We start from the raw sequence: 24,059 nt of genomic DNA on the forward strand, positions 1-24,059 counted from the left end.
ATTAAGGGCGGGACACGCCCGGTTAGCCTGTGAAGTGAGCGATGCATTAATGTCGCCAGCAGCAGGAACCCACCGAAGTGAGTTAAGCGCAAGCGCTTAACCGCAGTAGGAATCCTCGGCCTTTAGGCCGAGGAGGATGTCAAAGCTGATATACCCTGCTCAGGAGTCACTATGAAACGAGAACAATGGGGTTCTCGCACCGGCTTTATCCTTGCCGCCGTCGGCTCTGCCGTCGGCCTGGGTAACATCTGGCGCTTCCCTTATATGGCGTATGAAAACGGCGGTGGCGCCTTTTTCATTCCCTACCTGTTTGCCATGCTGACCGCCGGCATTCCCTTCATGATCCTGGAATTTACCCTGGGTCATAAATACCGCTCCGGCGCCCCCAAAACGCTGAAAGCCCTCAACAATCGCTTTGAGTGGCTGGGCTGGTTCCAGGTCATGATCTCGGCCATTATCGCCTTCTACTATGTGGTGGTGATTGCCTGGGCCATCTCTTATACCTACTTCGCCTTTACTCAGGCCTGGGGCGAAGACAGCAACGGCTTCTTCTTCGGAGAATTCCTCGGCCTGGGCGGCGACAGTGCGCCTTCCAACCTGGGTGGCCTGCAATGGCACCTGCTGCTGCCCCTGTGCCTGGCCTGGGCCACCACCTATTTCGCCACTTACCGGGGCGTAAAAGGCGGTATCGAGAAGGTCAACAAGGTACTGATGCCGCTGCTGTTCGTGATGGTATTGCTGCTGATCGGTCGCATCGCCTTTTTGCCCGGTGCCCTGAACGGCATCAACTGGCTGCTGGAGCCCGATTTCAGCAAGATCTGGGATCTCAAGGTATGGTCTGCCGCCTATGGTCAGATCTTCTTCACCCTGAGTGTCGGCTTCGCCATCATGCTGTCTTACGCCAGCTACCTGCCGGAAAAGTCCGACATCAACAATAACGCCTTCATGACGGTATTGATGAACTGCGGCTTCTCCATGCTGGCCGGCATCATGATCTTCGGCGCCCTCGGCTACATGGCCCACGCCCAGAGCAAGGAACTAACCGAGGTGGTCAGCTCCGGTGTGGGTCTGGCCTTCGTGACCTTGCCTACCGCCATCAACCTGCTGCCCGCGCCCGGGGTTATGGGGCCCTTGTTCTTCCTGGCCCTGGTGTTTGCCGGTATCAGCTCCCACATCTCCATCGCCGAGGCCGTCACCACCGGCCTGATGGACAAGCTGGGCTGGAGCCGTCCGAAAACCGCCACCATCTTCTGCTCGACCGGTCTGGTGGTGAGCCTGATGTTCATCACCCAGGGCGGCCTGCTGCTGCTGGATCTGGTGGATTATTTCATCAACAACATCGCCCTGCTCGGCTCCTGCCTGCTTGAGCTGTTCCTGGTCGGCTGGCTGTGCCGGCTGGAAGACTTCCGTACCCATGCCAACCGCCTGTCCGAATTCACCATCGGCGGCTGGTGGGCCATTTGCATCCGTTTTGTCTCCATCGGCATTCTGGTGGTGATACTGTTCAACAACATTCTGAGTGCCTTCCGCGAGAACTACGGCGGCTACTCCGATAATGACGTGATCTTTATCGGCTGGGGCATGATTGCACTGATGCTGGTGCTGGCCATCATCATCAACCTCAGCAGCAAGAAGGAGACCACCGCATGAGCACCGGAGCCATCATCATGATGCTGATTGGGCTCGGCATCACCTGGGGCGGCGCCGCCCTCTGCATTCGCCGAGCCATGAAGTCCAAGGCAAAATAAGGTATCAGGGCAGCCAAGAGGCTGCCTTTTTTGTATAGTGAAAGTTTGTTGCAGAAACCCCTCCCTAGCCCTTTCCTTGCCGGATGTTTGGATTGAGCTGTAGGCGCCGCTTCAGCTGGCGCAAACCTACAAATGACGTGGCACCTGCAGAATCGGTGTTAACGGCCAGCGGAGCTGGCCCTGCCGACTGAAGTGGCAGCTACAAGGTCATGCCCCAAATAGCCCCGGATGTATGGGTGAGATGATTTCGCCCCCGACTCCGGGTATGCTTGCGCGTTTTCATCCATGCAGGTAGTGATAATGGACTGGGATCCCCATGTTACCGGCCGCAATGGCGTGCTGGCACAACTTGCCAATCTCATCGAGATCGGCACGCCGCAGTGGCCCACCCTGGCCGAGCTGAACCGACGCCTGGCCGCCGACGTGCCGGTGCAATTTATCGACGATGACCGTTTTGCCGCGCTGAACTGCTATTACGAGCAGGCGGTGGCCCAGGGCATGGTGCCGACCCGCGCCGCCAACTGGCATGATTTTTTTGGTGCCGTGATCTGGGCGCTGTTTCCCCGCACCAAGGCGTTGCTCAACCGGCTGCACATGGAAGATATCGCCGTATCCGGCCTCGGCAAACGCACGCCCCGGCGCGACCGGGTAACCCACTTCGACGAATGTGGTCTGGTGCTGGCGGTCAAGGACAAGACCGAAGCCGAGCACTGGCTGCGCGAACACGACTGGCAGCAGCTGTTTATTACCGAACGCGACCGCTGGGGACCAAGCTGGCAGCCCTTTATCTTCGGCCATGCACTATACGAGCAGGCGCTGGCACCTTTTATCGGCATGACCGGCAAATGCGTGGTGCTGGAGATGGATGCCGCCTTTTTTGCATTGCCCGCCGCCGCACGTTATCCGCTGCTGGATGCCCGGCTGGCGGAGCATCTTGAGCAGAATACGCTGTTCGACCGGCCGCGCCCTCTGTTGCCGCTGCCCTTGCTGGGCATCCCCGGCTGGTGGCCGGCCAACGAAGATCCGGCCTTTTATCAGAACCGGGATTACTTCCGCCCCCGGCGTAACAGGTGATTTACCTCGATTTTTTTCTTACACTTGCCGCCTTATCAGAAAGAGGATGTTGTTATGTCCGGGTCCGACCCCGTTTATGACCTTGAATTCAAACGTCATTACCTGCACCCCAGATACTGGCTGACCTGGCTGGCCATCGGCTTGCTGTGGCTGCTGGCCTGGCTGCCGGTACCAGCACGCGACGCAGTGGCCGGCGCATTTGCGCCCCTGCTGGTGAAACTGGCCAAAAAGCAGTGTTATATTGCCCGCACCAATATCCGGCTGTGCTTTCCCGAGCTGCCTGCCGATGAGGTAGAGCAGATGCTGCTGAATTCCATTCGTGCCGGCCTGATGACCTTTATGGGGTACGGCGAGTGGACCGCCCGCAGTCGTGACTATCTGCAAGGTCGCTTCGTGGTGCAGGGCCAGGAGCACCTGGATGCCTGCCTGGCGAAGGATGAAAAAATCATCTTCATGATCCCTCACACCTGGGCCATCGACGCCGGAGGCCTTTATCTCACCTCGCTGGGCCTGCCGATGTGCACCATGATGCACAGCGCCAAGAACCCGGTGTTCGACTGGTTTATCAACCGCCAGCGCGCACGTTTCAACGGCATCGTCTACGAGCGCGATGCCGGCATCAAGGCGGTGATCAAGACCATCAAGAGTGGCAAGCACTTCTTCTATCTGCCGGATCAGGATCACGGCCGGGAAGCCAGCCTCTTCGTGCCCTTTTTCGCCGAACTCAAGGCCACCCTGCCGGCCCTGCCCAAGCTGGTAAAGCTGACCGGCGCCAGGGTCATACCCGTGCTCAGTGTCTACAATGCCGAGCAGCATCGCTACGAGCTGATCCTTCGCCCGGCCATGGCGCCCTACCCCACCGCCGATATTGCCGCCGATACCCGGGCGATGAACGCGGAAATAGAAGCCCTGCTCACCGAGTGGCCCGAGCAGTACATGTGGTTTCTGAAATATTTTCAGACCCAGGTCGATACCGACGAAGGCCGTTACGAAGCAGGAATCCGGGAGATAAGAAAACAATGAGCTGGCTGGAATACCTGCTGACCATCGCCGGCGGCCTGCTGGTTATGTGGCTGGTGGCCCGCATCGATGACGGGTTGATCGAGAAAGAACGCAAAGGTGAGGACTGAGGGGTAAGGGGTGAGGGGTGAAGGGTGAAGGGTGAAGGGTGAAGGGTGAAGGGTGAAGAGTGAGGAGGAGGAGGAGGTTTTGTAGCGGCCGCTTTAGCTGGCCGGTTTTGCGTAGCAAAACTAAACAAAATCAAGATCCTGACGTTCGTCAGGATGACGGCACAAAACGCTTGGCGCCTTGTTTTCTGATAGTCGTAGGGTCGAATTTATTCGACCGAAGGCGTGCCTCGATGATCTAATGGTCGATTGAAATCGACCCTACAACTCACTCCTCACCCCTCACAATATTTACCCCGGGAAAAACAGGAACTTGGTGCCGACCAGCAGCAGGAATATCGCAAAGGCGCGTTTCAGTACCAGGGCCGAGAGCTTATGCGCCAGTATGGCGCCGAATCGGGCGAAGGGCATGCTGGCCAGACTGATGCCGATCATCGCCGGCAGATAAACATAACCCCAGGCTTCGTCCGGCAAGCCCTGATGCGCCATGCCGTGCACCACGTAGCTGAGCGCCCCCACCAGCGCAATGGGAAAGCCGCATACCGACGATACCGCCACCGCCCGCTGCATGGGCACCGAACACCAGCTGAGAAACGGCACCGTTAGCGAGCCGCCCCCGATGCCGAAAATGCCCGAGGCCCAGCCGATAATACCGCCCGCCGCCACCTGCACCGGCTTGCCGGGCAACTGGGCGCCGCCCCTGGGTGCCAGACCAAACAGCATCTGTGCCGCCATCAGCCAGGCGAACAAACCAATCAGCCGCTGCAGCAGCGGGCCCGAGAGCTTGTCGGCGGTATAACCGCCCAGCCAGGCACCTACGACGATGCCGACGGACAGCATTGCTGCCAGGCGCCAGTCGATAGCTCTGCGACCATGGTGGGTGTGAATGGCAGTCAGCGAGGTAAACATGATGGTGGCCAGCGAGGTGCCCACCGCCATGTGGGTCACCAGATCACCGCCGATACCCTGTAATTTAAAGCTGATAATCAGCACCGGCACGATAATGAGCCCGCCGCCCACGCCAAACAGTCCGGCCAGGGTGCCGGCAAAGGCGCCCAACGCCAGATACATCAACCAGGTCATATTGAATCCCTAAAAAGACAAAAGGCCATAAACTACCGAAAGCTGCGGTAAAAGCCAACCGGAAAAGCGTGAGGCGCCGGCTACAAACCACGGCAAGGCCATATCAAAAAGAGCCCGAATGTCCGGATAGGGCTGTAGATACCCTCTCTCAGAGTCTGTCGTGGCCCAGGCTGATGACCACCCGGCGGTTGGTGTCGCGCCCGTCGGGCGTGCGGTTGTCGGCAATGGGCCGGCGCTCGCCATGCCCTTCCAGACTGATGGTGTCTTCCGGCAGGCCTAGGTTCATGAAGTGCGCCTTGATGGCCTCGGCCCGACGCTGCGACAGCTGCTTGTTATGATTGGCGGTACCAAAGCTGTCGGTATAGGTATTGATCACCACGTCGCCGATATCGGGATCGGCCTTCACATAGGCGGCAATCATCGCCAGTCGCCGGCTGGAATGGGCAGTCAATACATCGTTATTGTTGACGTAATTGAGCACGCTGAAGGCGATATCCTCGAAGCTGTAGGGCAGCAGATTCGCCTGGCAGTCGAGAAAGGCGGCGTAACGGGCACGAAAGTTGACCGACGACAGGCCCACCCCGGTGGGCTGACCATGACGATACCAGTCATCAAAATAGAAGGTCGGCCAGCGTCCCTCGCTCAGCTCGTCCAGCATCACCCAGGCCGACTGCTGCTCGACCATGGCATCAAACTGCTGATAAAAGGTGACCTTGGTCAGGTTGTGCGCCGCCCGACCCGGCTGCCATTGCGGCGGTACGCTTTTCAGCATCGCCGACTGGGTACGCGGCTGCGCCCGCAGCGGATTCAACTCAAACACCAGATTGATGTTTTTGGACGCCCGGCTGATAAAGCTACCGGTGCCAAAGCCGGGAATGGGATGCTCCAGCCGACATTCCACCGCCGAGTCCGAGGTGAGCCGCCACAGGGACTGATCCATATTCGCGATATAAGTCCGGGGTTGGGCCCAGGCACCGGCGCACAGGGTCAGCCCTGCTACTACAGAAATAAGGCGCACGTCTGCTCTCCTGTCGATCGTTACGCAGGTTATCGGCGCCTGGGGCCAACTCTTTAATGCTTTAGCGCGAGGCCGGCTTGCTCGCCATAGGCCTTGAGCTCCCGCGTCAGCACCGCCTTTTCTTCCGGCGACAGCCAGCAGGCTTCCACCCCGTTCAGCGCCAGCAGTAACAAATCTTCGTTGCTGGCTCCCAGCTCCTGCTGCACTGCCTCATAGTTGGCATTCATGTAACCGCCGAAATACGCCGGATCGTCGGAATTGACTGTCACACACAGGCCCGCATGCAGCAGCTGGAGTATGGGGTGCTCCGCCATGGTCTCGATGACCTTGAGCTTGAGATTGGACAGCGGACACAGGGTAAGCGGAATTCGCTCCCGCGCCAGCCGTGCCATCAGGGGCATATCGGTCATGGCCGCTACCCCGTGATCGATACGCTCCACCTTGAGAATATCCAGCGCATCGCGAATATAGCCGGCCGGCCCTTCTTCTCCGGCATGGGCCACCAGCCGATAGCCCTGCTCCCGAGCGGCGGCATATACCTGGGTGAATTTGGTGGGCGGATTGCCCTTTTCCGCCGAGTCGAGGCCGATACCCGACAATTGCTGACGGAAGGGCTCGGCGTGGTGCAGGGTCTCGAAGGCCGACGCCTGAGACAGATGACGCAAAAACGACATGATCAGGCGGCTGGTCAGCCCCCACTGCTGCCGGGCCTGCTCCAGCGCCCGGTGAATACCGCCCACCACCACCGCCAGTGACACCCCCCGCCCGGTATGGGCCTGGGGGTCGAAGAAAATCTCCACATGGCGCACCCGCTCGGCATGGACCCGCCGCAGATAGGCCCAGGTCAGATCGAAAAAATCCTGCTCGGTGAGCAGTACCTGCATGCCCTGATAATAGACATCGAGAAACGATGGCAGATCTTCAAACCGATAGGCCGACCTGAGGGCGCTTTCATCCGGGTAATCGAGGGTGATACCATTGCGCCTGGCCAGGGCAAACACCATTTCAGGCTCCAGGGTTCCTTCTATATGCAGATGCAGTTCCACCTTGGGCAATTCACTGATAAACGTGGACATGGCGTTTCTCCGCTGTTTATAAACCGGTGGTTCGAGTCCGTCCAAAAAACCATTAGGTTTCCAAAAAACCAATTATGTAATCTTGCGTAACAGGTGTGGATACAAGGGTTGGTTTGCCTTTATCGTCACCCTCGCGAAGGCGGGGGTCCAGTGTCTTTACAGGCGAACCGCAGTCTGAAAATTCTGCGCTACAGGCCCTGGATTCCCACCTTCGTGGGAATGACGACTGAACCACTCCTGTTATGCGGCATTACTTAGGTTAAAGATAACAAACATTGCGTCACTCATTGCGTCACTGCTGCCGTCAAAAATAACCGCGAGGTCAAACACCACCATGGGAATGCTCTCTCGATGATCTCTTTCCTGAAACGCTGTGTCGTCTGGCTGCTTGGCCTGCTGATCCTGGGGCCCCTGCTGCTGACATTGCTGTATCGCTACGTGCCGGTGCCGGTGACGCCGCTGATGGTGATCCGCCTGTTTGAAGGCGAATCCCTGTCCAAAGACTGGCAGTCTTCATCACGCATTTCCCACCATCTGAAGAGGGCGGTCATCGCCTCCGAGGACAACAAGTTCTGCCGCCACCGGGGCTTTGACTGGGACGCCTTCAATGATGTCTTCAACGAGTTTCGGGACCAGGGCCGGCTGCGCGGCGGCAGCACCATCACCATGCAGACCGCCAAAAACCTCTATCTGTGGCCGGGGCGCAGCATCACCCGCAAGGTACTGGAGGCCATTTATACCCCCATGCTGGAGCTGATATTGCCGAAAGACCGTATCATGACCCTGTATCTGAACATCGCCGAGTTCGGCCCCGGCATCTACGGCGCCGACGCGGCGGCCCGGGCCTATTTCAATACCTCGGCCGCCGGGCTCAGCCGTCATCAGGCCGCCTTGCTGGCGGCGGTGCTGCCCAACCCCCGACGGTACAACGCAGGTCGGCCATCGGCCTATGTGCAGCGACGCGCCACCACCATTGGCTACCGCATTAACCAGCTCGGCCCCCTGTTAAGCTGCATAGAAAAGTAATAAAACGGTGACGTTGGTCATCAATTTGTCATAAGCTGCGCTGACAGTAGGAATAAAGCCGGAGCTGGCTTACCAGACAAGAGCCTGCTCGAGACGGGTCTCAAGGAGAGCATGAGTGCATAAGAAAAATCTGATTTGTGATATCGACGGCGTCATACTGCATAACAACGATTTAATCCCCGGCGCCGACACTTTTGTACGCCGGGTGCTGGAGCAGGACATGAACCTGCTGTTTCTCACCAATTACCCGGCCCAGACCCCCAAGGATCTGCAAAACCGTTTCTATTCCGCCGGCATCGAAGTACCGGAAAGCGGTTTCTATACTTCGGCCATGGCCACCGCCGACTTTCTGAAACGCCAGAATGGCGAAAAAGCCTATGTTATCGGCGAAGGGGCGCTGATCCACGAGCTGTACAAGGCCGGCTTTACCATTACCGACGTCGATCCCGACTTTGTGGTGGTAGGCGAAACCCGCAACTACAACTGGAGCATGATCCAGATGGCGGCCCGCTTCGTGGCCGACGGCGCCAGCTTTATCGCCACCAACCCGGATACCCACGGCCCCAACATGCACCCGGCCTGTGGCGCCCTGTGCGCCCCCATAGAACGCATGACCGGCAAAAAGCCGTTTTACGTCGGCAAGCCCAGCGCCTGGATAGTGCGGGCCGCGCTCAATCACATGGACGCCCACTCCGAAAATACCCTGATTGTGGGTGATAACCTGAAAACGGACATTCTGGCGGGTTTTCAGGCGGGGCTCGAAACCGTGCTGGTACTGACCGGTGTCAGCCAGATCGCGGACATTGACAAGGTGCCCTTCCGTCCGCAGCATGTTTATTCTTCCGTCGCCGATATCGACCTGTTCTGACCCGGTAATAATAAGAAGTACTAATGGACCCCATTTTTATCGCTATTGCCTTTGGCTGCGGCCTGGCCGTTTACCTGATTAACCTGCCGCCGCTGATCGGTTTTCTGGTGGCGGGCTTCGTGCTCAACGCCATGGGCTATGAAAGCAACGCCACCCTCGACACCCTGGCCAACCTGGGGGTCACCCTGCTGCTGTTCAGCATAGGGCTCAAGCTGGACATCAAGACCCTGCTCAAAAAGGAAGTCTGGGGCACGGCCACCGGCCATATTGTTTTTTCGACCCTGCTGTTTACCGGGGTGCTGCTGGCGGTGAAGGCCATCGGCTTCAGCCTGGCGCTGGAGCTGGAATGGCGTCAGGCCATGCTGATGGGCTTTGCCCTCAGCTTTTCCAGCACCGTCTTTGCGGTCAAGGTATTGGAAGAGCGCAGCGACATGAACACCTTCTACGGCCGCATCGCCATCGGCGTACTGGTGATGCAGGATCTGTTTGCGGTGGCGTTTTTGACCGTCTCCAGCGGCAAGGTGCCCAGCCCCTGGGCACTGGGCCTGCTGGTGCTGCTGCCGCTGTTGCGGCCGCTGTTTTTCAAGGTGCTGGCGCGCAGCGGTCACGGCGAACTGCAAACCCTGTTTGCGGTGTTTCTGGCGCTGGTGGTGGGCGTGGGCGGCTTCGAGCTGGTCGGGCTCAAGGGCGATTTGGGGGCGCTTGTCATCGGCATGATGCTGGCTTCCCACTACAGTGCCTCTTCGCTGGCCAAGTCGCTGTTCAACATGAAAGAGCTGTTTCTGGTGGCGTTTTTCCTGAACATAGGCCTGAACGGCATGCCCACCATGGACGCCCTGTGGATTGCCGCCATACTGCTGCTGGTACTGCCGCTGAAAAGCCTGATCTATTACCTGATGTACAACCGTTACGGCCTGCGCATTCGTACCTCGCTGCTGGCCACCTTCAGCCTGAGCAACTATTCGGAGTTCGGCCTTATCGTGGCCGCACTGGCGGCCAAGCAGGGGCTGCTCAGCAACGACTGGGTGATTGTCGCCTCCATCGCGCTGGCGGTGTCCTTCATGGTCTCGGCGCCCTTGAATGCCGAAAACGAGAACATCTATCGCCGGCTGATGAATCGCTTTCAGCCCCGCGAATCCTCGCATCTGCACCCGGACGACACACCCATTCAACTGGGCGATGCCCGGGTCTTGATTATCGGCATGGGCCGTATCGGCCAGGGTGCCTACATGGAGCTGGAACAACGCTACCCGGGGCAGTTACTGGGCATCGACAGCGACAAGAAAAAAATCAAGCTGCTGCAGGAGTTGAATATCAACGCCCTGGAGGGGGATGCGTCCGACTCGGACTTCTGGGACAAGACCAACATCGGCGAACAACTGGAATACATCTTCCTGGCCATGCCGAATCATGCGGGTAACCTCTACGCCCTGGAGCAGATCCGCCACAACCATTTCAAGGGCAAGGTAGCCGCCATTATCTGCTACCCGGAAGAAGGCGCCCAGCTGCGCGACATGGGGGCCGACGACATTTTCAACATCTACGAAGAGGCCGGCAGCGGCTTTGCCCGCCATGTGATCGAAAACACCGGCCCGCAACTACAGTCCGCGTAACGCCCTACAAAACACGACGCCGATGTTTGGCTGATCTGTAGGCGCCGCTTTAGCCGGCGCGAACTAACAAACAACGCCATATCTGCCGCATCCGTGCTAACGGCCCGCTGCGCAGGCCCTGCCGACTGAAGTGGCAGCTACAAGACCGTGCCAAAAATAGCCCCGGATGTCTGGATGGGGCTGTAGATACCGCTTTAGCCGGCGCAAACCCACAAACAACGCCATATCAGCAGAATCGGTATCGTCTGCCCCGGCAGCTAAAGCGCCGGCTACAAGGCCATCACACCCATGGGTGGGAATATGTTGGGAATGTTGTGGTTACCCCAGCTCCCGGCAGACCAGATCCATCATCATGCGGATATGGGCGGGGTTGTCGTTGAGGGCGGGAATGTAGTGATAGGCCTCGCCGCCGGCTTCCAGGAAGATCTCTTTATTCTGCTCGGCAATTTCTTCCAGGGTTTCCAGGCAATCGGCCGAAAAGGCCGGGCAAATCACGCTCACCTTCTTGATACCCTCGCCCGGCAGCGCCTTCATGGTTTCGTCCGTATAGGGCTGCAGCCAGGGCTCACGCCCGAAACGAGACTGAAAGGTGGTACGCCATTCGTGACGTTCCAGCCCCAGTTCGGCCGCTACCAGCTCGGAGGTGCGATGGCACTGGTGACCATAGGGGTCGCCCTCGTCTTCGAACCGCTTGGGAATGCCATGGTAAGACAGCAGCAGCAGGTCGGTTCTGCCCTTGTCTTCCCAGTGGTCACGCACCGACGCCGCCAACGCCTGAATATAGCCGCGATGATCGTGGTAATCGCGAATAAAACGAAACGCCGGCAACCGCCGCTCCTGCCTCATCAGCCGGGCCCAGCTGTCGAATACCGAGGCGGTGGTGCTGACCGAATACTGCGGATACAGCGGCAGAATAATGACCCGGTCGACCCCCGCGTTTTTCAGCTCCTGCCAGGCGGTGCCGATAGACGGCTCGCCGTAACTCATGCCAAGCGCCACCGGCATATCGATGCCCGCCTCTTGCAGCGCCGCACTCAGGCCCGCCTGTTGACGCCGACTCACCACCATCAGCGGCGAGCCCTCTTCCCACCAGATGGACCGATACAGTTTGGCCACCTTGGGCGAGCGAAACGGCAGTATCACGCCGTGCAACACCGGGCACCATATTACTCTGGGAACATCAACCACTCTGTGGTCGTGCAGAAACTGGCCGAGAAAGGTCTTTACGGCCTTGGCGGTGGGAGCAGTCGGGGTACCCAGGTTAACCAGTAAAACGCCTGTTTTCACTTTGTTACCCATGTCTGATAAAAGCGGAATAATGGAAGCGAAACAAAAGAAACCGGGCGCAAGCAGCGCCCGGCTGACACTGGGGGATCAGGACAGAATATCGGCCAGTTCTTTGCTGACGGTGTCAACGGACTGGGTGCCATCCACTTTATAATGGCGAGTCTCGCCGGCAGCGGCGGCCTGCTTGTAGTAGTCGATCAGCGGCGCCGTCTGCTCGTGGTAAACACCCAGACGCTTGCGTACCGTGCCTTCTTCATCGTCGGCACGGATAACCAGATCTTCACCGGTTACGTCGTCCTTGCCTTCCACCTTGGGCGGATTGTAGATCAGGTGATACACCCGACCCGAGCCCGGATGCACGCGACGACCGCTCATGCGCTTGACGATTTCTTCGTCCGGCACCGCGAATTCCAGTACATAATCCACCGCGACACCAACGTCCTTCATGGCATCGGCCTGAGGAATGGTACGCGGGAAGCCGTCGAGCAAAAAGCCCTTGGCACAGTCGTCCTGGCTGATACGTTCCTTGACCAGACCGATGATCAGCTCGTCGGATACCAGCTGGCCCTTGTCCATCACTTCTTTCGCTTGCAAGCCAAGCGGAGTGCCGGCCTTGATAGCGGCACGCAGCATGTCACCGGTGGAAATTTGCGGAATGCCGAACTTTTCCATGATGAACTGAGCCTGCGTTCCCTTGCCCGCGCCCGGAGCACCCAACAAAACGATGCGCATAACAGCGTCCTCTTCTTGATTAGTTATTTCATAATTTGGGGCACGATTGTGTCACGACACCGGATTTGGGACAAGTAACAGCAGGGTCCTGTTAGACCTATTGACTAGATTGACGCCAAACCCCTTCGGGGAGCCTTAAGCTTTAAGCTGTCGGCTTTAAGTGGGTTTGCGCGGCTGAAGCGGCGCCTTGCAGCATGGCCAGACGCCGGATCAGTGGTGTTATGGTTTTTGTAGCCGGCGCTTTAGCTGCCGGATCAGGCGATGCCGAGCCTGCAGACCCAGGTGTGTTGCTTACCGCTGACAGCGGTAGCTCATAGCTCTCCGAAGGGGCGGCATTGTCTGTTGATTCGCGCCAGCTGAAGCGGCGCCTACAGCATGGCCAGACGCCGGCGCTGTGGTGTTATTGTTTTTGTAGCCGGCGCTTTAGCTGCCGGATCAGGCGATGCCGAGCCTGCAGACTCGGGTGTGTTGCTTACCGCTGACAGCTTAAGGCTCACAGCTGGGTTTTGGATTTCCTGCTTCAGGCTTTATTTGTTAATCTGTCGCCGCTTTAAACCCCTTAATGACCAAGGAACAACGGATTGACGGTTAAACAACGCCAGGTGTTTTATATTCACGGCTTTGACCCCCGCGGCGCCGGTCATTATCATCGCCTTTATAGTACTCAGTCGGCACAACAGGCCTCGGTAAACGGACTGGATATCGCCGTTTCCCGCCGCCACCGCCGCTCGGCGCATTGCCACCACTGGCAGTTAAGCACTCCCCATACTCAAACCGACTACCACTATCTGGGCTGGGACGATATCATTCGCCGCCACTGGGCCCGGGGCTGGGCGGCCATCTTCGGGGATATGCTCCGTTTTCTGTGGGTCTATATTTTCTCGGGCCGCGTCATCCGCTTTGCCCGCGCCTCGCGCAAGCAACTGATTGCCGGCCTTTACCCTGCCGCTTACATACTGCTCAGCCTGACGCTCGGCGCCAGCGCTGCCATCACCCTGTGTGACCTGCTGCCCTGGCAAAAGCTGCCTGCACCGGCACAGACTCCCCTGCAGGTGGTGCTGATCCTGCTGGTTTTCGGCTTATGGATGCAAGGCTGCAAACGCCTGGGTGATCGGCTGGCCGTATTCTGGCTGCTGCGTATCTATGCCTTTTCGGCCAAATGGGCGGACAACCAAGTCCCCCAGTTAACCGAACGCACCGAACATTTTGCCGATGACATCACCAAGGCCATACAGAACCCAAACAACGACGAAGTGGTGATCATCGCCCACAGCGTGGGCACCATGGTGGTGGTGCCGGCCCTGGCAAAGGCCCTGGCCGCCCTGCCCGGTGACGATGCCTTTGCCAATCAGAGAGTGGTGCTCATCACCCTGGGCCACTGCATTCCATTGGTCAGCTTTCAGCCCGGTGCCCATGACTTTAGAGCGCAACTGCAACAACTGGGGCAGGATCCGCGCCTGCTGTGGCTGGATTACACAGCCCCTACCGACGGCGCCTGCTTTCCGCTGCTGGATCCGGTGACCTCCTGCGGCCTGACCCGTGGGCCCCAGGCCGGCCCGCGGCTGTTATCGCCGCGCTTTTTTACCCTGTACCACCCGGCCCGCTACAAGAAACTGCGCCGTGCCTGGTATACCACGCATTTTCTGTACTTGATGGCCACCGACAAACCCGGCCCTTACGACTTCTTCGCCTTTACCGCCGGCCCCAAACCCGTAGTTCAACATATAGAAGAAAACAAAGCCGTAAGCTAAAGCGTGCGTAGGGTCGACTTATTTTAGGTAAGAGTATTCGACCAAAACCATGGCTCGGCCTTAAAACGGTCGAATAAATTCGACCCTACATATGATTCAGCGTGTCGCGACGTTTTCTGGCTGACAGCTGCCCGAAGGGCTCATTTTGATATAGAGGAACAAGCATGACCTGCCCGGTGTTTCCCAAACCCGCCAAAAACAAGGCCTCTCTGTGGAAGGTGTTTTTCACCAAGCGCCACTCCTGGCTGGATGCCCTGTACGAACGCAGCTACCGCATGAAAATGGGCGAATTCAAACTGCCGGGGTTGCGGCTCTACATGGTGAATCAGCCCGAGCTGGTGCGCAAAATCATGGTGCAGGACGTCAACCAATTCCCCAAAAACCGCCTGCTGGGCGAGATCCTCGAGCCGCTGCTGGGCGAAAGCATCTTCACCACCAACGGCGAGCAATGGCAAAAACAGCGCAACATGCTGGATCCGGCCTTCAAGCACACCCGGGTGCAACAGGTGTTCGGGCTGATGCAGGCGGCGGTGGTCGACATGTCTGCCCGCCTGAAAGCACACCAACCGGGGCAGGATATCGATCCGGAAATGACCTTCGTTACCGCCGACATCATCTTTCGTACCATCATGTCGACCGAGCTGGCCCCCGGGCAGGCCCAGCGTATTCTGGATGCCTTTACCCATTTTCAGGCCGAGTCGCCCAAACTGGCACTGCTCAAGATGTTCCGCGTTCCCGGTTTCATTCAACGCGGCTTGAGCGAGCGCAAGCGGCTCACATCTGCCCGGGACATACGCACCACCATAGAAGACATTATTCGCCCCCGCTATGAGCAGGCCGAGGCCGCCCGCGCCGGTTGCCCGCAAAGCCGGGCGGCGCTGGAACAACAGCAGGACATACTCTCTTCCCTGTTGCAGGCCACCGACGCCGAAAGTGGCCAGCCGTTCTCGTTCAACGAAATAGTGGACCAGATCTCCATGCTGTTTTTGGCCGGCCACGAAACCTCGGCCAGCGCCCTGACCTGGTCGTTATACCTGCTGGCCCTGTATCCGGACATTCAGGAGCAGGCCTACGCCGAGGTAACGCAAGTACTGGCCGAGCAAGGGATGAGTGTGGAAGCATTGCGTAAAATGGTGCTGGTGCGCGACTGCTTTCGCGAGGCGCTGCGGCTGTATCCGCCGGTGGGCTTTCTGTCCCGCGAATGCAGCCACGCCACCGAAATGCGCGGCAAAAAAATGCCCGCAGGCTCCTCGGTGATGATTTCGCCCTGGCTTATTCATCGCCATCAGGACTTCTGGGATAATCCGCACGGCTTTGACCCGGGCCGCTTTACCGGCAAAACCCTGAAAATGCCGCTAAGCAAATCGTACCTGCCCTTCGGCGCCGGGCCGCGAGTGTGCATTGGCGCCGCCTTTGCCCAGCAGGAAGCCAGTCTGATCCTGGCCACCATCCTCAGAGACTACCGTTTTACCCTGGCAGACGACTTTGTGCCCAAGCCGGTCGGCCGGCTGACCATTCGCTCGCAAAACGGCATGAAGCTGACACTAATACCAAGAGCAACACCAGGAGACACCCCAAGATGAAAGAACGACTCGCCGGTTTTCTGCTGATGTGTGCCGTGGTGCCACTGGCCATTCTTGGCTACCTGATCATCTGCTACGTCGGCTTTGTGGGCCGGGCAGAACGGGGCCGCAGCGGCGTGCGCGCCCTGGATCACTTTGTGAACGCCTCGGTATTAAACGGCTATGCCTGGGAGTCTGTCTCGTCCCACGCTTGGCGCGAACGCGACCACAAGCAATGGGCCAGATTCGTGATCTGGCTGACCAACAAGTTTCAGCAGGATCATTGCCGGCGCGCCAACAAGCGCGAACAACCCCTGGTGGATCTGATGCTGCAAAAAGGCCTGCACAAGCAAACCATCAATTGACTGTTCCCCTCCCTGAAGGAAGAGGATTCCCAATTCATCGAGAACAGGACACGGAGACTGGCCCCATGCCTCTTACATTCTCTCCAAGGGCTAACACCGCCAGCCCGGCGGCTTTAATGTTAGTCGCGGCGTTAATGTCACGATCATGGGTTGCGCCACATTTAGGGCAGTCCCACGCTCTGACGGATAGCGGCAGCGACGATAAGGTATGCCCGCAATCCGAGCAACGTTTGGTACTGGGGAACCACGGGTCAATGGCAACCAGTGATCGCCCCGCCCATGCCGCCTTGTATGCCAACTGGCGCACAAACTCGCCCCATCCAACATCGGCAATGGCTTTACTCAAGGTGGGATTGCGGATCATGTTTTTCACTTTCAGGGATTCGAGGCAGATCACTTGGTTATCGTTAATCAATCTGCGGGACAACTTGTGTAAGTTGTCTTGTCGGCAATCGGAAATTTTGGCGTGAAGTTTCGCCACCTTGATTCGGGCCTTGGCGCGGTTGGCGGAGCCGAGCTTCTTCTTGCTCAATCTACGCTGTGCGAGGGCCAGACTGGTGGCATACTTGGCCGTATGGCGAGGATTGCCGACCCGTTCACCCTGATCAGTGATAAACAGGTCTTTCAGGCCCAGGTCAATGCCGATCATGTTGGGTGTAACCGGCAACTTGCTGGGCTCGAACTCGCACAGGCAGCTAACAAAGTAGCGGCCTGTCGAGTCTTTGGAAATGGTAAGCGTGCTGGGTTCGCCGGGGAGCGGGCGGCTCCAGCGAATAGCTAACGGGGCTTTCGATTTGGCCATGTACAGCTGGCCATCGACGTACTTGAACGCCGAGAGGGTCAGCTCTATCGACTGACGGCGCTTTCTGCTTTTAAAGACGGGGTACTTGGCTCGCCCCTCAAAAAAGTTTTTGAACGCGGTCTGCTGGTGACGCAAGCATTGCTGCAGCGGCACGCTGGATACCTCGGACAGAAACGCCAGTTCGGGATCTTGCTTGAGGGCAGTCAGCCGGGTACTGGCCTGAGCGTAACCGATTTTTTCCTGGCATTGATGGAAGGCGTCGGCACGCCAACGCAGCACCGAGTTATAGACAAAACGCACACACCCGAAGGTTCGGGCCAGCAGCTCAGCCTGTTCGGTGGTGGGGTAAAAGCGATATTTGTAGGCGCGTTTTGTCATGCGCTTAGTTTAGTAAACCACTGTATAGATAGCCAGTCTAAAGGAGGGACGGGAACAGAGGCGCCTGACGCCGCCGTGCTATCCCTCCCCGCCCTAAAAGGACGGGATTTCCCGCGCAGTTATTGACGTTGTTTATGGGTTCGCGCAGCTAAACCAGCGCCTACAGCTAACATCTTGCACAATTTTTAATTATTCAGACACATTCCTTATGCTAGGATCCGCGCCGAGCGCACCACCATGTTAAAAAACATAAAATAACAACATCCAATACGGGCCTTATCATGCAATCGGTATTACTACTGCAAGGACCACTGGGGCCTTTCTTTCAGAACTTTTCGCAGTTTTTGAGTGATCAGGGAATCCGGGTTCATAAAATCAACTTCAATGGCGGCGATGGCTGCTGGCCCTGCCAGGGCAGCAACGACAACTACACCGGCACCTTGCCCGAATGGCGTCATTTTCTGGATGGCTATATAAAAATTCATTCTATAGACACCGTATTCTGCTATAGCGACTGCCGCGAATATCATGCGGTGGCGCGCCACTTTTGCCTGAGCCATAACATTCGTTTTTTTGTATTCGAAGAAGGCTACCTGCGCCCGCACTACATTACCCTGGAGCAGAACGGCGTAAACGCCCACAGCTCCTGGTATGGCCAGCTCGCCAGCCGGCTGCCGAACAGCAGCACAGAGCACCCCAAACACCGGTTTGATATCAAACCCAACTTCAAGCGCCGCATTTACTACGCCATGCGCTATTACCTTCAACTGCAACTGGGCCGGCCCCGGTTCCGGCACTATGTGCACCACCGCCACCGCCCGGCCTGGAAAGAAGGCATCGCCTGGCTAAAAGGCTGGTACACCAAATACAGCCATAGCGCCCGCGATCAAAGACTGCAACAACAGCTGATAGAACATCACTCCGGTCATATTCACCTGGTGCCCTTGCAGGTAGCCGACGACTTTCAGATTCGTACCCACTCGCCCTTTACCGACGTGGCCGACTCCATTCGGCACATAATGGCATCGTTCGCGGCCTGTGCGCCCAAAGGTGACGTACTGCTGTTCAAGCATCACCCCATGGACCGGGGCTACACCAACTACACCCAACTGATTCAGCAACAGGCGAAAGAGCTGGGCATTGGTGACCGGGTGTTTTACGGCTTTGAATTGTCACTGCCGCATCTTTACCACCACTGCAAGGGCGTGGTCACGGTAAACAGTACCGTGGGGCTTTCCGCCCTGTTTCACCATGTGCCCACCATTACCCTGGGCAAGGCGCTGTATGATATTCCCGGCCTGACCAGCCAATGCCCACTGGCTACCTTTTGGCGGGCACCACAACCGGTGAATATAACGCTATTCAAGAAATTAAGAACATTTTTACTGCAAAAAACCCAACTGAACGGCAGTTTTTACTGCGAGCCGGAAAAAACCTGCCAATATATCTGGCAGCAGCTGCAAGCGCTTTTGCAACCATCCGCCTCGCCGCAACACGAGGTAATCACTCTGCCAAAACCGGAGCAAAATACCCAGCGTACTCGCAACGTGGCATGAAAGAGCGGGCAGCTTGCCCGCTCAACCCCACAAAAACACCACCAGTATTGAATTTTCCCCTGCATCCACCTGCTTTCATCTAACCGTCATCATCTTCATCTACCCTGCGACGACCAATAATCACGCACTTAATTGACATTCTCTCGAAATGGTCTACGAGCGGTGCTATTATTTGCCGATTTTAAAATTGAACGCCTTGCAATTTGCAACTGCGTTTTACATGGAGCGAGTGAAACCAGCAGATTAGGGGCTGTAACCTAAGGGCGGTAGCGTACCTTTTTAACAGCAAAACACTGTCTTGAAAGTCAGAAAACCCGCTTTCTCCCATCTTTTGCTATTCCCTTCCCTGAAGATCTCGTAAGTAATCTTGCGTAACAGGTGTGGCTGCAAGGGTTGGTTTGCCTTTATCGTCACCCTCGCGAAGGCGGGGGTCCAGTGTCTTTACAGGTGAACCGCAGTCTGAAAATTCTGCGCTACAGGCCCTGGATTCCCACCTTCGTGGGAATGACGACTGAACCACTCCTGTTATGCGGTATTACTTAGAGCTTCATTTTATCTCTTTACTCGCCCCAAAACCGAAAGAGCGCACTATTCCATGCAGTTATCCAGCAAAAAATTACTCCTTCCCCTGGTGGTACTGAGCATCATGACCGTTAGCGGCTGCGCCGGCCGGCAACAGGACATTGCGGCCGGGCAGCATACGGGCCATAAAGAGCTAAACCAGTATCTGAACAGCAGTACTGGCGGCGCCACCGTGCTGACCAACAGCCCTTGGGGTGCCAATGTGCAGATAATGGCCGGGCAGCCCTATTTTGCCGCCAGCGGCCGCAGCTGCCGCCAACTGCAGGTGACCCCGGCCAGCGGTACCAGCAAACAACACATCGCCTGCCAGAACAAAACCGGCAACTGGGCCATCACCCGGCCGGTAACCCAACTACTAACCCCATAGCCTGGCCTGTAGGCGCTGCTTTAGCTGCGCTAACCAGCAAAAAAACGCCATATCTGCAGAAGCGGCATCGTCTGCTCCGGCAGCTAAAGCGCCGGCTACAAAAACACAACACCGATATCTGGCTAATCTGTAGGCGCCGCTTCAGCTGGCGCAAACCAACAAACAACCCCATAGCTGCAGAGCGTAGGTTGCGGACGAGGTACGAGCCCCAACATTTCAGCAGTCGGTATGAACGTTGGGATTCGCTTCGCTCATCGCCAACCTACGGCACGAAAAAACCACAGCACCGATATCAGGATTGGGCTGTAGGTTGTTAATGAGCACAGCGAATTCCAACATGAAGCTGCCTGTTGAACGTTGGGATTCGCTTCGCTCATCACCAACCTACGGCACGACAAAACCACAGCACCGATATGTCTGGCTAATCTGTAGGCGCTGCTTCAGCTGCGCGGTTTGTTTTTTGACGAAACACTGCGCGTTACCAGCCAGCTGAAGCAGGCTTCTACAGGGGTTCGTGATTTCTTGTAGCTGCCGCTTCAGCTGGCAGTCCGTGTACAACACGGCAAACCAACAGACAACACCAAACGCACAGGCAGAGCTCAGCCCCCACAGCCACACTGTTTGTCTTTAACTTAAAGCTGACAGCTTACGGCTTACAGCTGCCCGCTAAATATTTCGCAGATTCCGAGAACAAGTCATGTCCTTAAAAAAACTCGCCCTACCTTTCGGCCTGCTCGCACTGTTAGCGGGCCAGGCCCCAGCCCAGGCCCAACTGATTGGCGCCAGTGCCGGCGCACTGCCGGCCGAGCAACAAAGCCGCTTCAGCGCCCCGTCCGAAGCCGACGCTGCCGCCCAAAACAGCAACACTCAATGGCAACAAAACCGCTACGGCACGCCCGGCAACACCCAGTCCACCGCCACCGACTACCCCAGCTTTGGCAGCCACCTGTTCAGCGGCGGCTTTCGCGGCGTGCGCGCCGATGGCCTTAACCCCGACTACGTGATCACCCCCGGCGACCAGGTGACCCTGCGGGTATGGGGCGCAATAGACATAGACCGCGTATTACCGGTAGATGCCCAGGGCAATATTTTTATCCCCGGTGTGGGCCCCATCAAGGTGCAAGGCATAAAACACAGCCAGCTGGATGCTCGAGTACGCGCGGCGGTGAACTCCATTTATTCCAACAACGTGCAGGTGTACACCAACCTGCAGGGCGTGCAGCCGGTATCCGTATTCGTTACCGGCTATGTGCAAAGCCCGGGCCGTTTTGCCGGTACGCCAAACGACTCGCTATTGTACTTTCTGGATCAGGCCGGCGGCATAGATGACGCCACCGGCAGCTATCGCCAGATAAAAGTGATCCGCAACGGCCGCTCTCTGGCCACCGCCGATTTGTACGACTTTTTAATAGACGGCACCCTGCCCCGACCGCAATTTAAAGACGGCGACACCATAGTGGTGGCCGAGCGTGGCCCCACAGTGACCGTAGAAGGTGACGTGGCCCGCGCCTATCGTTACGAACTGACTCCCGGCGCCATGACCGGCCGCGACCTACAACAACTGGCCCGGTTAAAGTCCAACGTGACCCATGTGCTGCTGCGCGGTGCCCGCAATGCCGGCCCCATCTCCCGTTATGTGGCACTCAACGAATTCGGCCAGCAAACGCTTAACAGTGGCGATCAGGTGGTGTTCAGCAGCGACATGCGCGACAACACCATAGTGGTGCAGCTGGAGGGCAGCTATTACGGCCCTTCACGTTTTGCCCTGCCGCGCGATGCCCGCCTGCACGAGTTACTGAATGCCATAGCCGTGCCGCAAACCATGACAGACACCAGCAGCATTTCGCTCAAGCGCGTCAGCGTGGCCGAGCGCCAACAACAGGCACTAAGCGAAAGCCTGGCCCGGCTGGAAACTACCTACCTGGGCGCCTCTTCTTCTACTCCACAAGAAGCAGAAATTCGCGTGCGCGAAGCCGAGCTGATCACCCAGTTTATTGAGCGCGCCCGCCAGGTTGAACCCAACGGCCGCCTGGTGCTGGCCAACAATGGCCACATCAGTGACATTCGCCTGCAGGATGGCGACATTATTACTATTCCCGAAAAATCCGATTCACTGTTGATCAGTGGTGAAGTGCTGGTGCCGCAGTCGGTGGTGTTCAACGCCAACCGCAGTGCCAAAGACTACATACAAGGCGCCGGTGGCTTTACCGACCAGGCCAATACCAGCCGTATTCTGGTGGTGCGCCAAAACGGCGAAGTGCGAGACGCAGACGACGTAACCCTGCGCCCGGGTGATGAAATTCTGGTATTACCCCAGGCACCCACCAAAAACCTGCAGCTGGCCAGCACGCTCACCCAGATTCTTTACCAGATTGCCATTGCCGCCAAAGTAGCGATCGATATTTAATGAGCAGCTTACAAACACGTACCCCGTGGCAGGTAACCCGCAGCGTGTGGTTTGCCATGTTTATGCGCGAGGCGGTAAGCCGCACCATGGCCAATCGCATGGGCTGGTTTTGGATGATTGCCGAGCCGGTTGCGTTTGTTACCATCATGATCTTGATACGTACCCAGCTTAGGGGAGCGAGCCGGCTGATAATTAATGCCGAATTTATTCCCTGGATGATCACCGGCATGATGGGCTTTTTTTTAGTACGCGAAGGCCTGACCCGCAGCCAGGGAGCCATTAGCTCGGCACAAGCCCTGTTTGCCTATCGCCAGGTTCAGCCAGTAGATACGGTGTTGGTGCGTACCTATATGGATGGCATGCTACGTACTGTGGTACTGGTGCTGTTTATCTTAGGGGGCCTTGGTTTGGGTATGCATTTGTTCCCAGACAACGTGATAAAAGCGCTGTTTAGCTGGATTGCTTTATGGGCATTAGGTTTGGGCTTGGCACTGATTATTTCTGTTTGCGTAAAGTTAATTCCTGAAACTGGCAAAATCATCAGCATGCTGAGTATGCCGTTAATGATTATCAGCGGGGTCATATTGCCGTTGAATAGTCTGCCTCATAATATTCTTGAATACTTAATGCTCAACCCCATAGTGCATGGCCTTGAACTATTACGTTTAAGATTTTTTGAAAACTACCACGTGGTCAGTGGCACCAGCATCACTTATTTGTGGCTGTGGATTTTAGGGCTTAATGCTCTGGGGCTGTTGATGCACTTGCGTTATAAAGAACGGTTAAAAGCAAAATGATTAAAATTAACAACCTTCATAAACGCTATAACAATCGTGACGGTCGTGAGGCCCCCTGGGTGTTAAAAGGCATCAACCTGACAATACCAAAAGGCGTTAGTGTCGGCCTGGTCGGCCGCAACGGGGCCGGCAAAAGCACCTTGCTAAAACTGATTGCCGGCATGGACAGCCCAGAACGCGGCAGTGTGGAGCGTTATTGTCGGGTATCCTGGCCTATTGGCCTTTCCGGTGGCTTTCAAAGCTCGATGACCGGGCGGCAAAACGTCAAGTTTGTGGCTCGGGTACAAGGCGGTGGCCTAAACGTACAACGCATTATCGATGCTGTAGAGGATTTTGCCGAGCTGGGCAATGCTTTCGATCGCCCCATTAATACCTATTCATCGGGAATGCGTTCGCGCCTTAATTTTGGCTTGTCTCTGGCATTTGATTTTGATGTGTATCTTTCTGACGAAGCCACTGCCGTAGGTGACCGTGCGTTTAAAGAAAAAGCGGCAAAGGCATTTAAAGACAAGGTAGGCCAATCCAGCCTGATTATGGTGTCGCATTCCGAAGGCATACTTAAAGAACTCTGCCAGGCCGGTATTTACCTAAAAAATGGTAAAGCTCACTGGTACGACGACATCAACGACGCCATAGCCGCCTACCACCAGGAAACAAAGCCGTAACACCCATAACTGGCTGGACTATAGGCGCCGCTTTAGCTGGCGCAAACCAACAAACTGCGTTGTACCTGATAATTCGGCACCGTCTGCCCCGGCAGCTAAAGCGCCGGCTACAAAATCCGCCGGTTTCTGCCGTGTTTCTGTAGCTGCCGCTTTAGCTGGCAGTCCCTGCGAAGCA

21 protein-coding genes are annotated in these 24,059 nt (G+C 57.0%); 15 read left to right on the top strand and 6 right to left on the bottom strand.

Translation table 11 applies throughout. The features are described from left to right. Positions 1-171: 171 nt before the first annotated feature. The 4 genes from HNR62_RS14600 to lpxM all read left to right on the top strand — a co-directional run bounded on the left by HNR62_RS14600 (position 172) and on the right by lpxM (position 3,845). Positions 172-1,650 (top strand): sodium-dependent transporter, encoded by a 1,479-nt coding sequence (locus HNR62_RS14600; protein ID WP_204796818.1) that lies wholly within the window; start codon positions 172-174, stop codon positions 1,648-1,650. Continuing rightward, the gene (locus tag HNR62_RS14605) at positions 1,647-1,748 is read left to right on the top strand and encodes a MetS family NSS transporter small subunit (protein WP_139215073.1); all 102 of its coding nucleotides are present in this window, start codon (positions 1,647-1,649) and stop codon (positions 1,746-1,748) included. Before HNR62_RS14600 ends, HNR62_RS14605 begins: the two co-directional genes overlap by 4 nt. Before the next feature lie 300 nt (positions 1,749-2,048). Next, entirely contained in the window at positions 2,049-2,822 is a 774-nt protein-coding gene (locus HNR62_RS14610; RefSeq protein WP_204796819.1) for a DUF3025 domain-containing protein, read from the top strand. A 54-nt stretch (positions 2,823-2,876) separates the two neighbouring features. Then, a complete protein-coding gene (gene lpxM / locus HNR62_RS14615) occupies positions 2,877-3,845 on the top strand; it encodes a lauroyl-Kdo(2)-lipid IV(A) myristoyltransferase (RefSeq protein WP_204796820.1) in 969 nt (322 codons plus the stop codon). A 395-nt stretch (positions 3,846-4,240) separates the two neighbouring features. Here lpxM and HNR62_RS14620 read toward each other — a convergent pair whose 3' ends face one another. From HNR62_RS14620 to HNR62_RS14630, 3 genes are all read right to left on the bottom strand, one after another. Beyond that, positions 4,241-5,032: a sulfite exporter TauE/SafE family protein gene (locus tag HNR62_RS14620; RefSeq protein ID WP_204796821.1), complete on the bottom strand. Its 792-nt coding sequence runs from the start codon at positions 5,030-5,032 to the stop codon at positions 4,241-4,243. 148 nt (positions 5,033-5,180) lie between these two features. Further along, positions 5,181-6,050: an OmpA family protein gene (locus tag HNR62_RS14625; RefSeq protein ID WP_204796822.1), complete on the bottom strand. Its 870-nt coding sequence runs from the start codon at positions 6,048-6,050 to the stop codon at positions 5,181-5,183. Positions 6,051-6,103: 53 nt separating this feature from the next. Continuing rightward, complete coding sequence (locus HNR62_RS14630) at positions 6,104-7,126, bottom strand: adenosine deaminase (RefSeq protein WP_204796823.1); 1,023 nt, start codon at positions 7,124-7,126, stop codon at positions 6,104-6,106. Between the two features lie 351 nt (positions 7,127-7,477). Between HNR62_RS14630 and mtgA the strand changes: the two genes are divergently transcribed. From mtgA to HNR62_RS14645, 3 genes are all read left to right on the top strand, one after another. Next, positions 7,478-8,152 carry a monofunctional biosynthetic peptidoglycan transglycosylase gene (gene mtgA / locus HNR62_RS14635; RefSeq protein ID WP_204796824.1) on the top strand — a complete coding sequence of 225 codons (675 nt, stop codon included), beginning with the start codon at positions 7,478-7,480 and terminating at the stop codon, positions 8,150-8,152. Between the two features lie 115 nt (positions 8,153-8,267). After that, positions 8,268-9,020, top strand: a complete 753-nt coding sequence (locus tag HNR62_RS14640) for an HAD-IIA family hydrolase (protein WP_204796825.1) — start codon at positions 8,268-8,270, stop codon at positions 9,018-9,020. Positions 9,021-9,043: 23 nt separating this feature from the next. After that, the gene (locus tag HNR62_RS14645) at positions 9,044-10,633 is read left to right on the top strand and encodes a cation:proton antiporter family protein (RefSeq protein WP_204796826.1); all 1,590 of its coding nucleotides are present in this window, start codon (positions 9,044-9,046) and stop codon (positions 10,631-10,633) included. 318 nt (positions 10,634-10,951) lie between these two features. On the opposite strand, the gene hemH is transcribed toward HNR62_RS14645, so the two are convergent. After that, positions 10,952-11,920, bottom strand: a complete 969-nt coding sequence (hemH, locus tag HNR62_RS14650; RefSeq protein WP_420827167.1) for a ferrochelatase — start codon at positions 11,918-11,920, stop codon at positions 10,952-10,954. 87 nt (positions 11,921-12,007) lie between these two features. Next, on the bottom strand, positions 12,008-12,652 hold the full coding sequence (adk, locus tag HNR62_RS14655) for an adenylate kinase (RefSeq protein ID WP_204796828.1): 645 nt from the start codon (positions 12,650-12,652) through the stop codon (positions 12,008-12,010). 581 nt (positions 12,653-13,233) lie between these two features. Between adk and HNR62_RS14660 the strand changes: the two genes are divergently transcribed. From HNR62_RS14660 to HNR62_RS14670, 3 genes are all read left to right on the top strand, one after another. Beyond that, complete coding sequence (locus tag HNR62_RS14660; protein WP_204796829.1) at positions 13,234-14,403, top strand: hypothetical protein; 1,170 nt, start codon at positions 13,234-13,236, stop codon at positions 14,401-14,403. 164 nt (positions 14,404-14,567) lie between these two features. Then, positions 14,568-15,986, top strand: coding sequence for a cytochrome P450 (locus tag HNR62_RS14665; RefSeq protein ID WP_204796830.1), 1,419 nt, complete (start codon positions 14,568-14,570; stop codon positions 15,984-15,986). Continuing rightward, on the top strand, positions 15,983-16,330 hold the full coding sequence (locus HNR62_RS14670) for a hypothetical protein (RefSeq protein WP_204796831.1): 348 nt from the start codon (positions 15,983-15,985) through the stop codon (positions 16,328-16,330). The genes HNR62_RS14665 and HNR62_RS14670 overlap by 4 nt, the downstream gene beginning before the upstream one ends. A 34-nt stretch (positions 16,331-16,364) precedes the next feature. On the opposite strand, the gene HNR62_RS14675 is transcribed toward HNR62_RS14670, so the two are convergent. After that, entirely contained in the window at positions 16,365-17,510 is a 1,146-nt protein-coding gene (locus tag HNR62_RS14675) for an RNA-guided endonuclease InsQ/TnpB family protein (RefSeq protein WP_204796832.1), read from the bottom strand. Between the two features lie 281 nt (positions 17,511-17,791). On the opposite strand from HNR62_RS14675, the gene HNR62_RS14680 reads away from it, so the two are divergent. The 5 genes from HNR62_RS14680 (at position 17,792) to HNR62_RS14700 (ending at position 23,884) form a co-directional block, all read left to right on the top strand. Next, positions 17,792-19,066 carry a capsule biosynthesis protein gene (locus tag HNR62_RS14680; RefSeq protein ID WP_204796833.1) on the top strand — a complete coding sequence of 425 codons (1,275 nt, stop codon included), beginning with the start codon at positions 17,792-17,794 and terminating at the stop codon, positions 19,064-19,066. A 595-nt stretch (positions 19,067-19,661) separates the two neighbouring features. Next, positions 19,662-20,015: a DVU3141 family protein gene (locus tag HNR62_RS14685; RefSeq protein WP_204796834.1), complete on the top strand. Its 354-nt coding sequence runs from the start codon at positions 19,662-19,664 to the stop codon at positions 20,013-20,015. Between the two features lie 697 nt (positions 20,016-20,712). Next, entirely contained in the window at positions 20,713-22,422 is a 1,710-nt protein-coding gene (locus HNR62_RS14690; RefSeq protein WP_239552835.1) for a polysaccharide biosynthesis/export family protein, read from the top strand. Continuing rightward, positions 22,422-23,219: an ABC transporter permease gene (locus HNR62_RS14695; RefSeq protein WP_204796835.1), complete on the top strand. Its 798-nt coding sequence runs from the start codon at positions 22,422-22,424 to the stop codon at positions 23,217-23,219. Before HNR62_RS14690 ends, HNR62_RS14695 begins: the two co-directional genes overlap by 1 nt. Continuing rightward, on the top strand, positions 23,216-23,884 hold the full coding sequence (locus HNR62_RS14700) for an ABC transporter ATP-binding protein (RefSeq protein WP_204796836.1): 669 nt from the start codon (positions 23,216-23,218) through the stop codon (positions 23,882-23,884). Before HNR62_RS14695 ends, HNR62_RS14700 begins: the two co-directional genes overlap by 4 nt. The last annotated feature ends 175 nt before the right edge of the window (positions 23,885-24,059 follow it).

Source organism: Oceanisphaera litoralis (genome assembly GCF_016907015.1).
GTDB classification, from domain to species: Bacteria; Pseudomonadota; Gammaproteobacteria; order Enterobacterales; family Aeromonadaceae; genus Oceanimonas; species Oceanimonas litoralis.

Bases quoted from the DNA above. Each gene is read 5' to 3' on its own strand.
- mtgA (WP_204796824.1), top strand. From the start codon at position 7,478: ATGATCTCTTTCCTGAAACGCTGTGTCGTCTGGCTGCTTGGCCTGCTG.
- HNR62_RS14685 (WP_204796834.1), top strand. From the start codon at position 19,662: ATGCAGTTATCCAGCAAAAAATTACTCCTTCCCCTGGTGGTACTGAGC.
- HNR62_RS14675 (WP_204796832.1), bottom strand. From the start codon at position 17,510: ATGACAAAACGCGCCTACAAATATCGCTTTTACCCCACCACCGAACAG.
- HNR62_RS14665 (WP_204796830.1), top strand. From the start codon at position 14,568: ATGACCTGCCCGGTGTTTCCCAAACCCGCCAAAAACAAGGCCTCTCTG.
- HNR62_RS14700 (WP_204796836.1), top strand. From the start codon at position 23,216: ATGATTAAAATTAACAACCTTCATAAACGCTATAACAATCGTGACGGT.
- HNR62_RS14600 (WP_204796818.1), top strand. From the start codon at position 172: ATGAAACGAGAACAATGGGGTTCTCGCACCGGCTTTATCCTTGCCGCC.
- HNR62_RS14620 (WP_204796821.1), bottom strand. From the start codon at position 5,032: ATGACCTGGTTGATGTATCTGGCGTTGGGCGCCTTTGCCGGCACCCTG.
- adk (WP_204796828.1), bottom strand. From the start codon at position 12,652: ATGCGCATCGTTTTGTTGGGTGCTCCGGGCGCGGGCAAGGGAACGCAG.
- HNR62_RS14670 (WP_204796831.1), top strand. From the start codon at position 15,983: ATGAAAGAACGACTCGCCGGTTTTCTGCTGATGTGTGCCGTGGTGCCA.
- HNR62_RS14695 (WP_204796835.1), top strand. From the start codon at position 22,422: ATGAGCAGCTTACAAACACGTACCCCGTGGCAGGTAACCCGCAGCGTG.
- HNR62_RS14605 (WP_139215073.1), top strand. From the start codon at position 1,647: ATGAGCACCGGAGCCATCATCATGATGCTGATTGGGCTCGGCATCACC.
- HNR62_RS14645 (WP_204796826.1), top strand. From the start codon at position 9,044: ATGGACCCCATTTTTATCGCTATTGCCTTTGGCTGCGGCCTGGCCGTT.
- HNR62_RS14630 (WP_204796823.1), bottom strand. From the start codon at position 7,126: ATGTCCACGTTTATCAGTGAATTGCCCAAGGTGGAACTGCATCTGCAT.
- HNR62_RS14690 (WP_239552835.1), top strand. From the start codon at position 20,713: ATGTCCTTAAAAAAACTCGCCCTACCTTTCGGCCTGCTCGCACTGTTA.
- lpxM (WP_204796820.1), top strand. From the start codon at position 2,877: ATGTCCGGGTCCGACCCCGTTTATGACCTTGAATTCAAACGTCATTAC.
- HNR62_RS14610 (WP_204796819.1), top strand. From the start codon at position 2,049: ATGGACTGGGATCCCCATGTTACCGGCCGCAATGGCGTGCTGGCACAA.
- HNR62_RS14680 (WP_204796833.1), top strand. From the start codon at position 17,792: ATGCAATCGGTATTACTACTGCAAGGACCACTGGGGCCTTTCTTTCAG.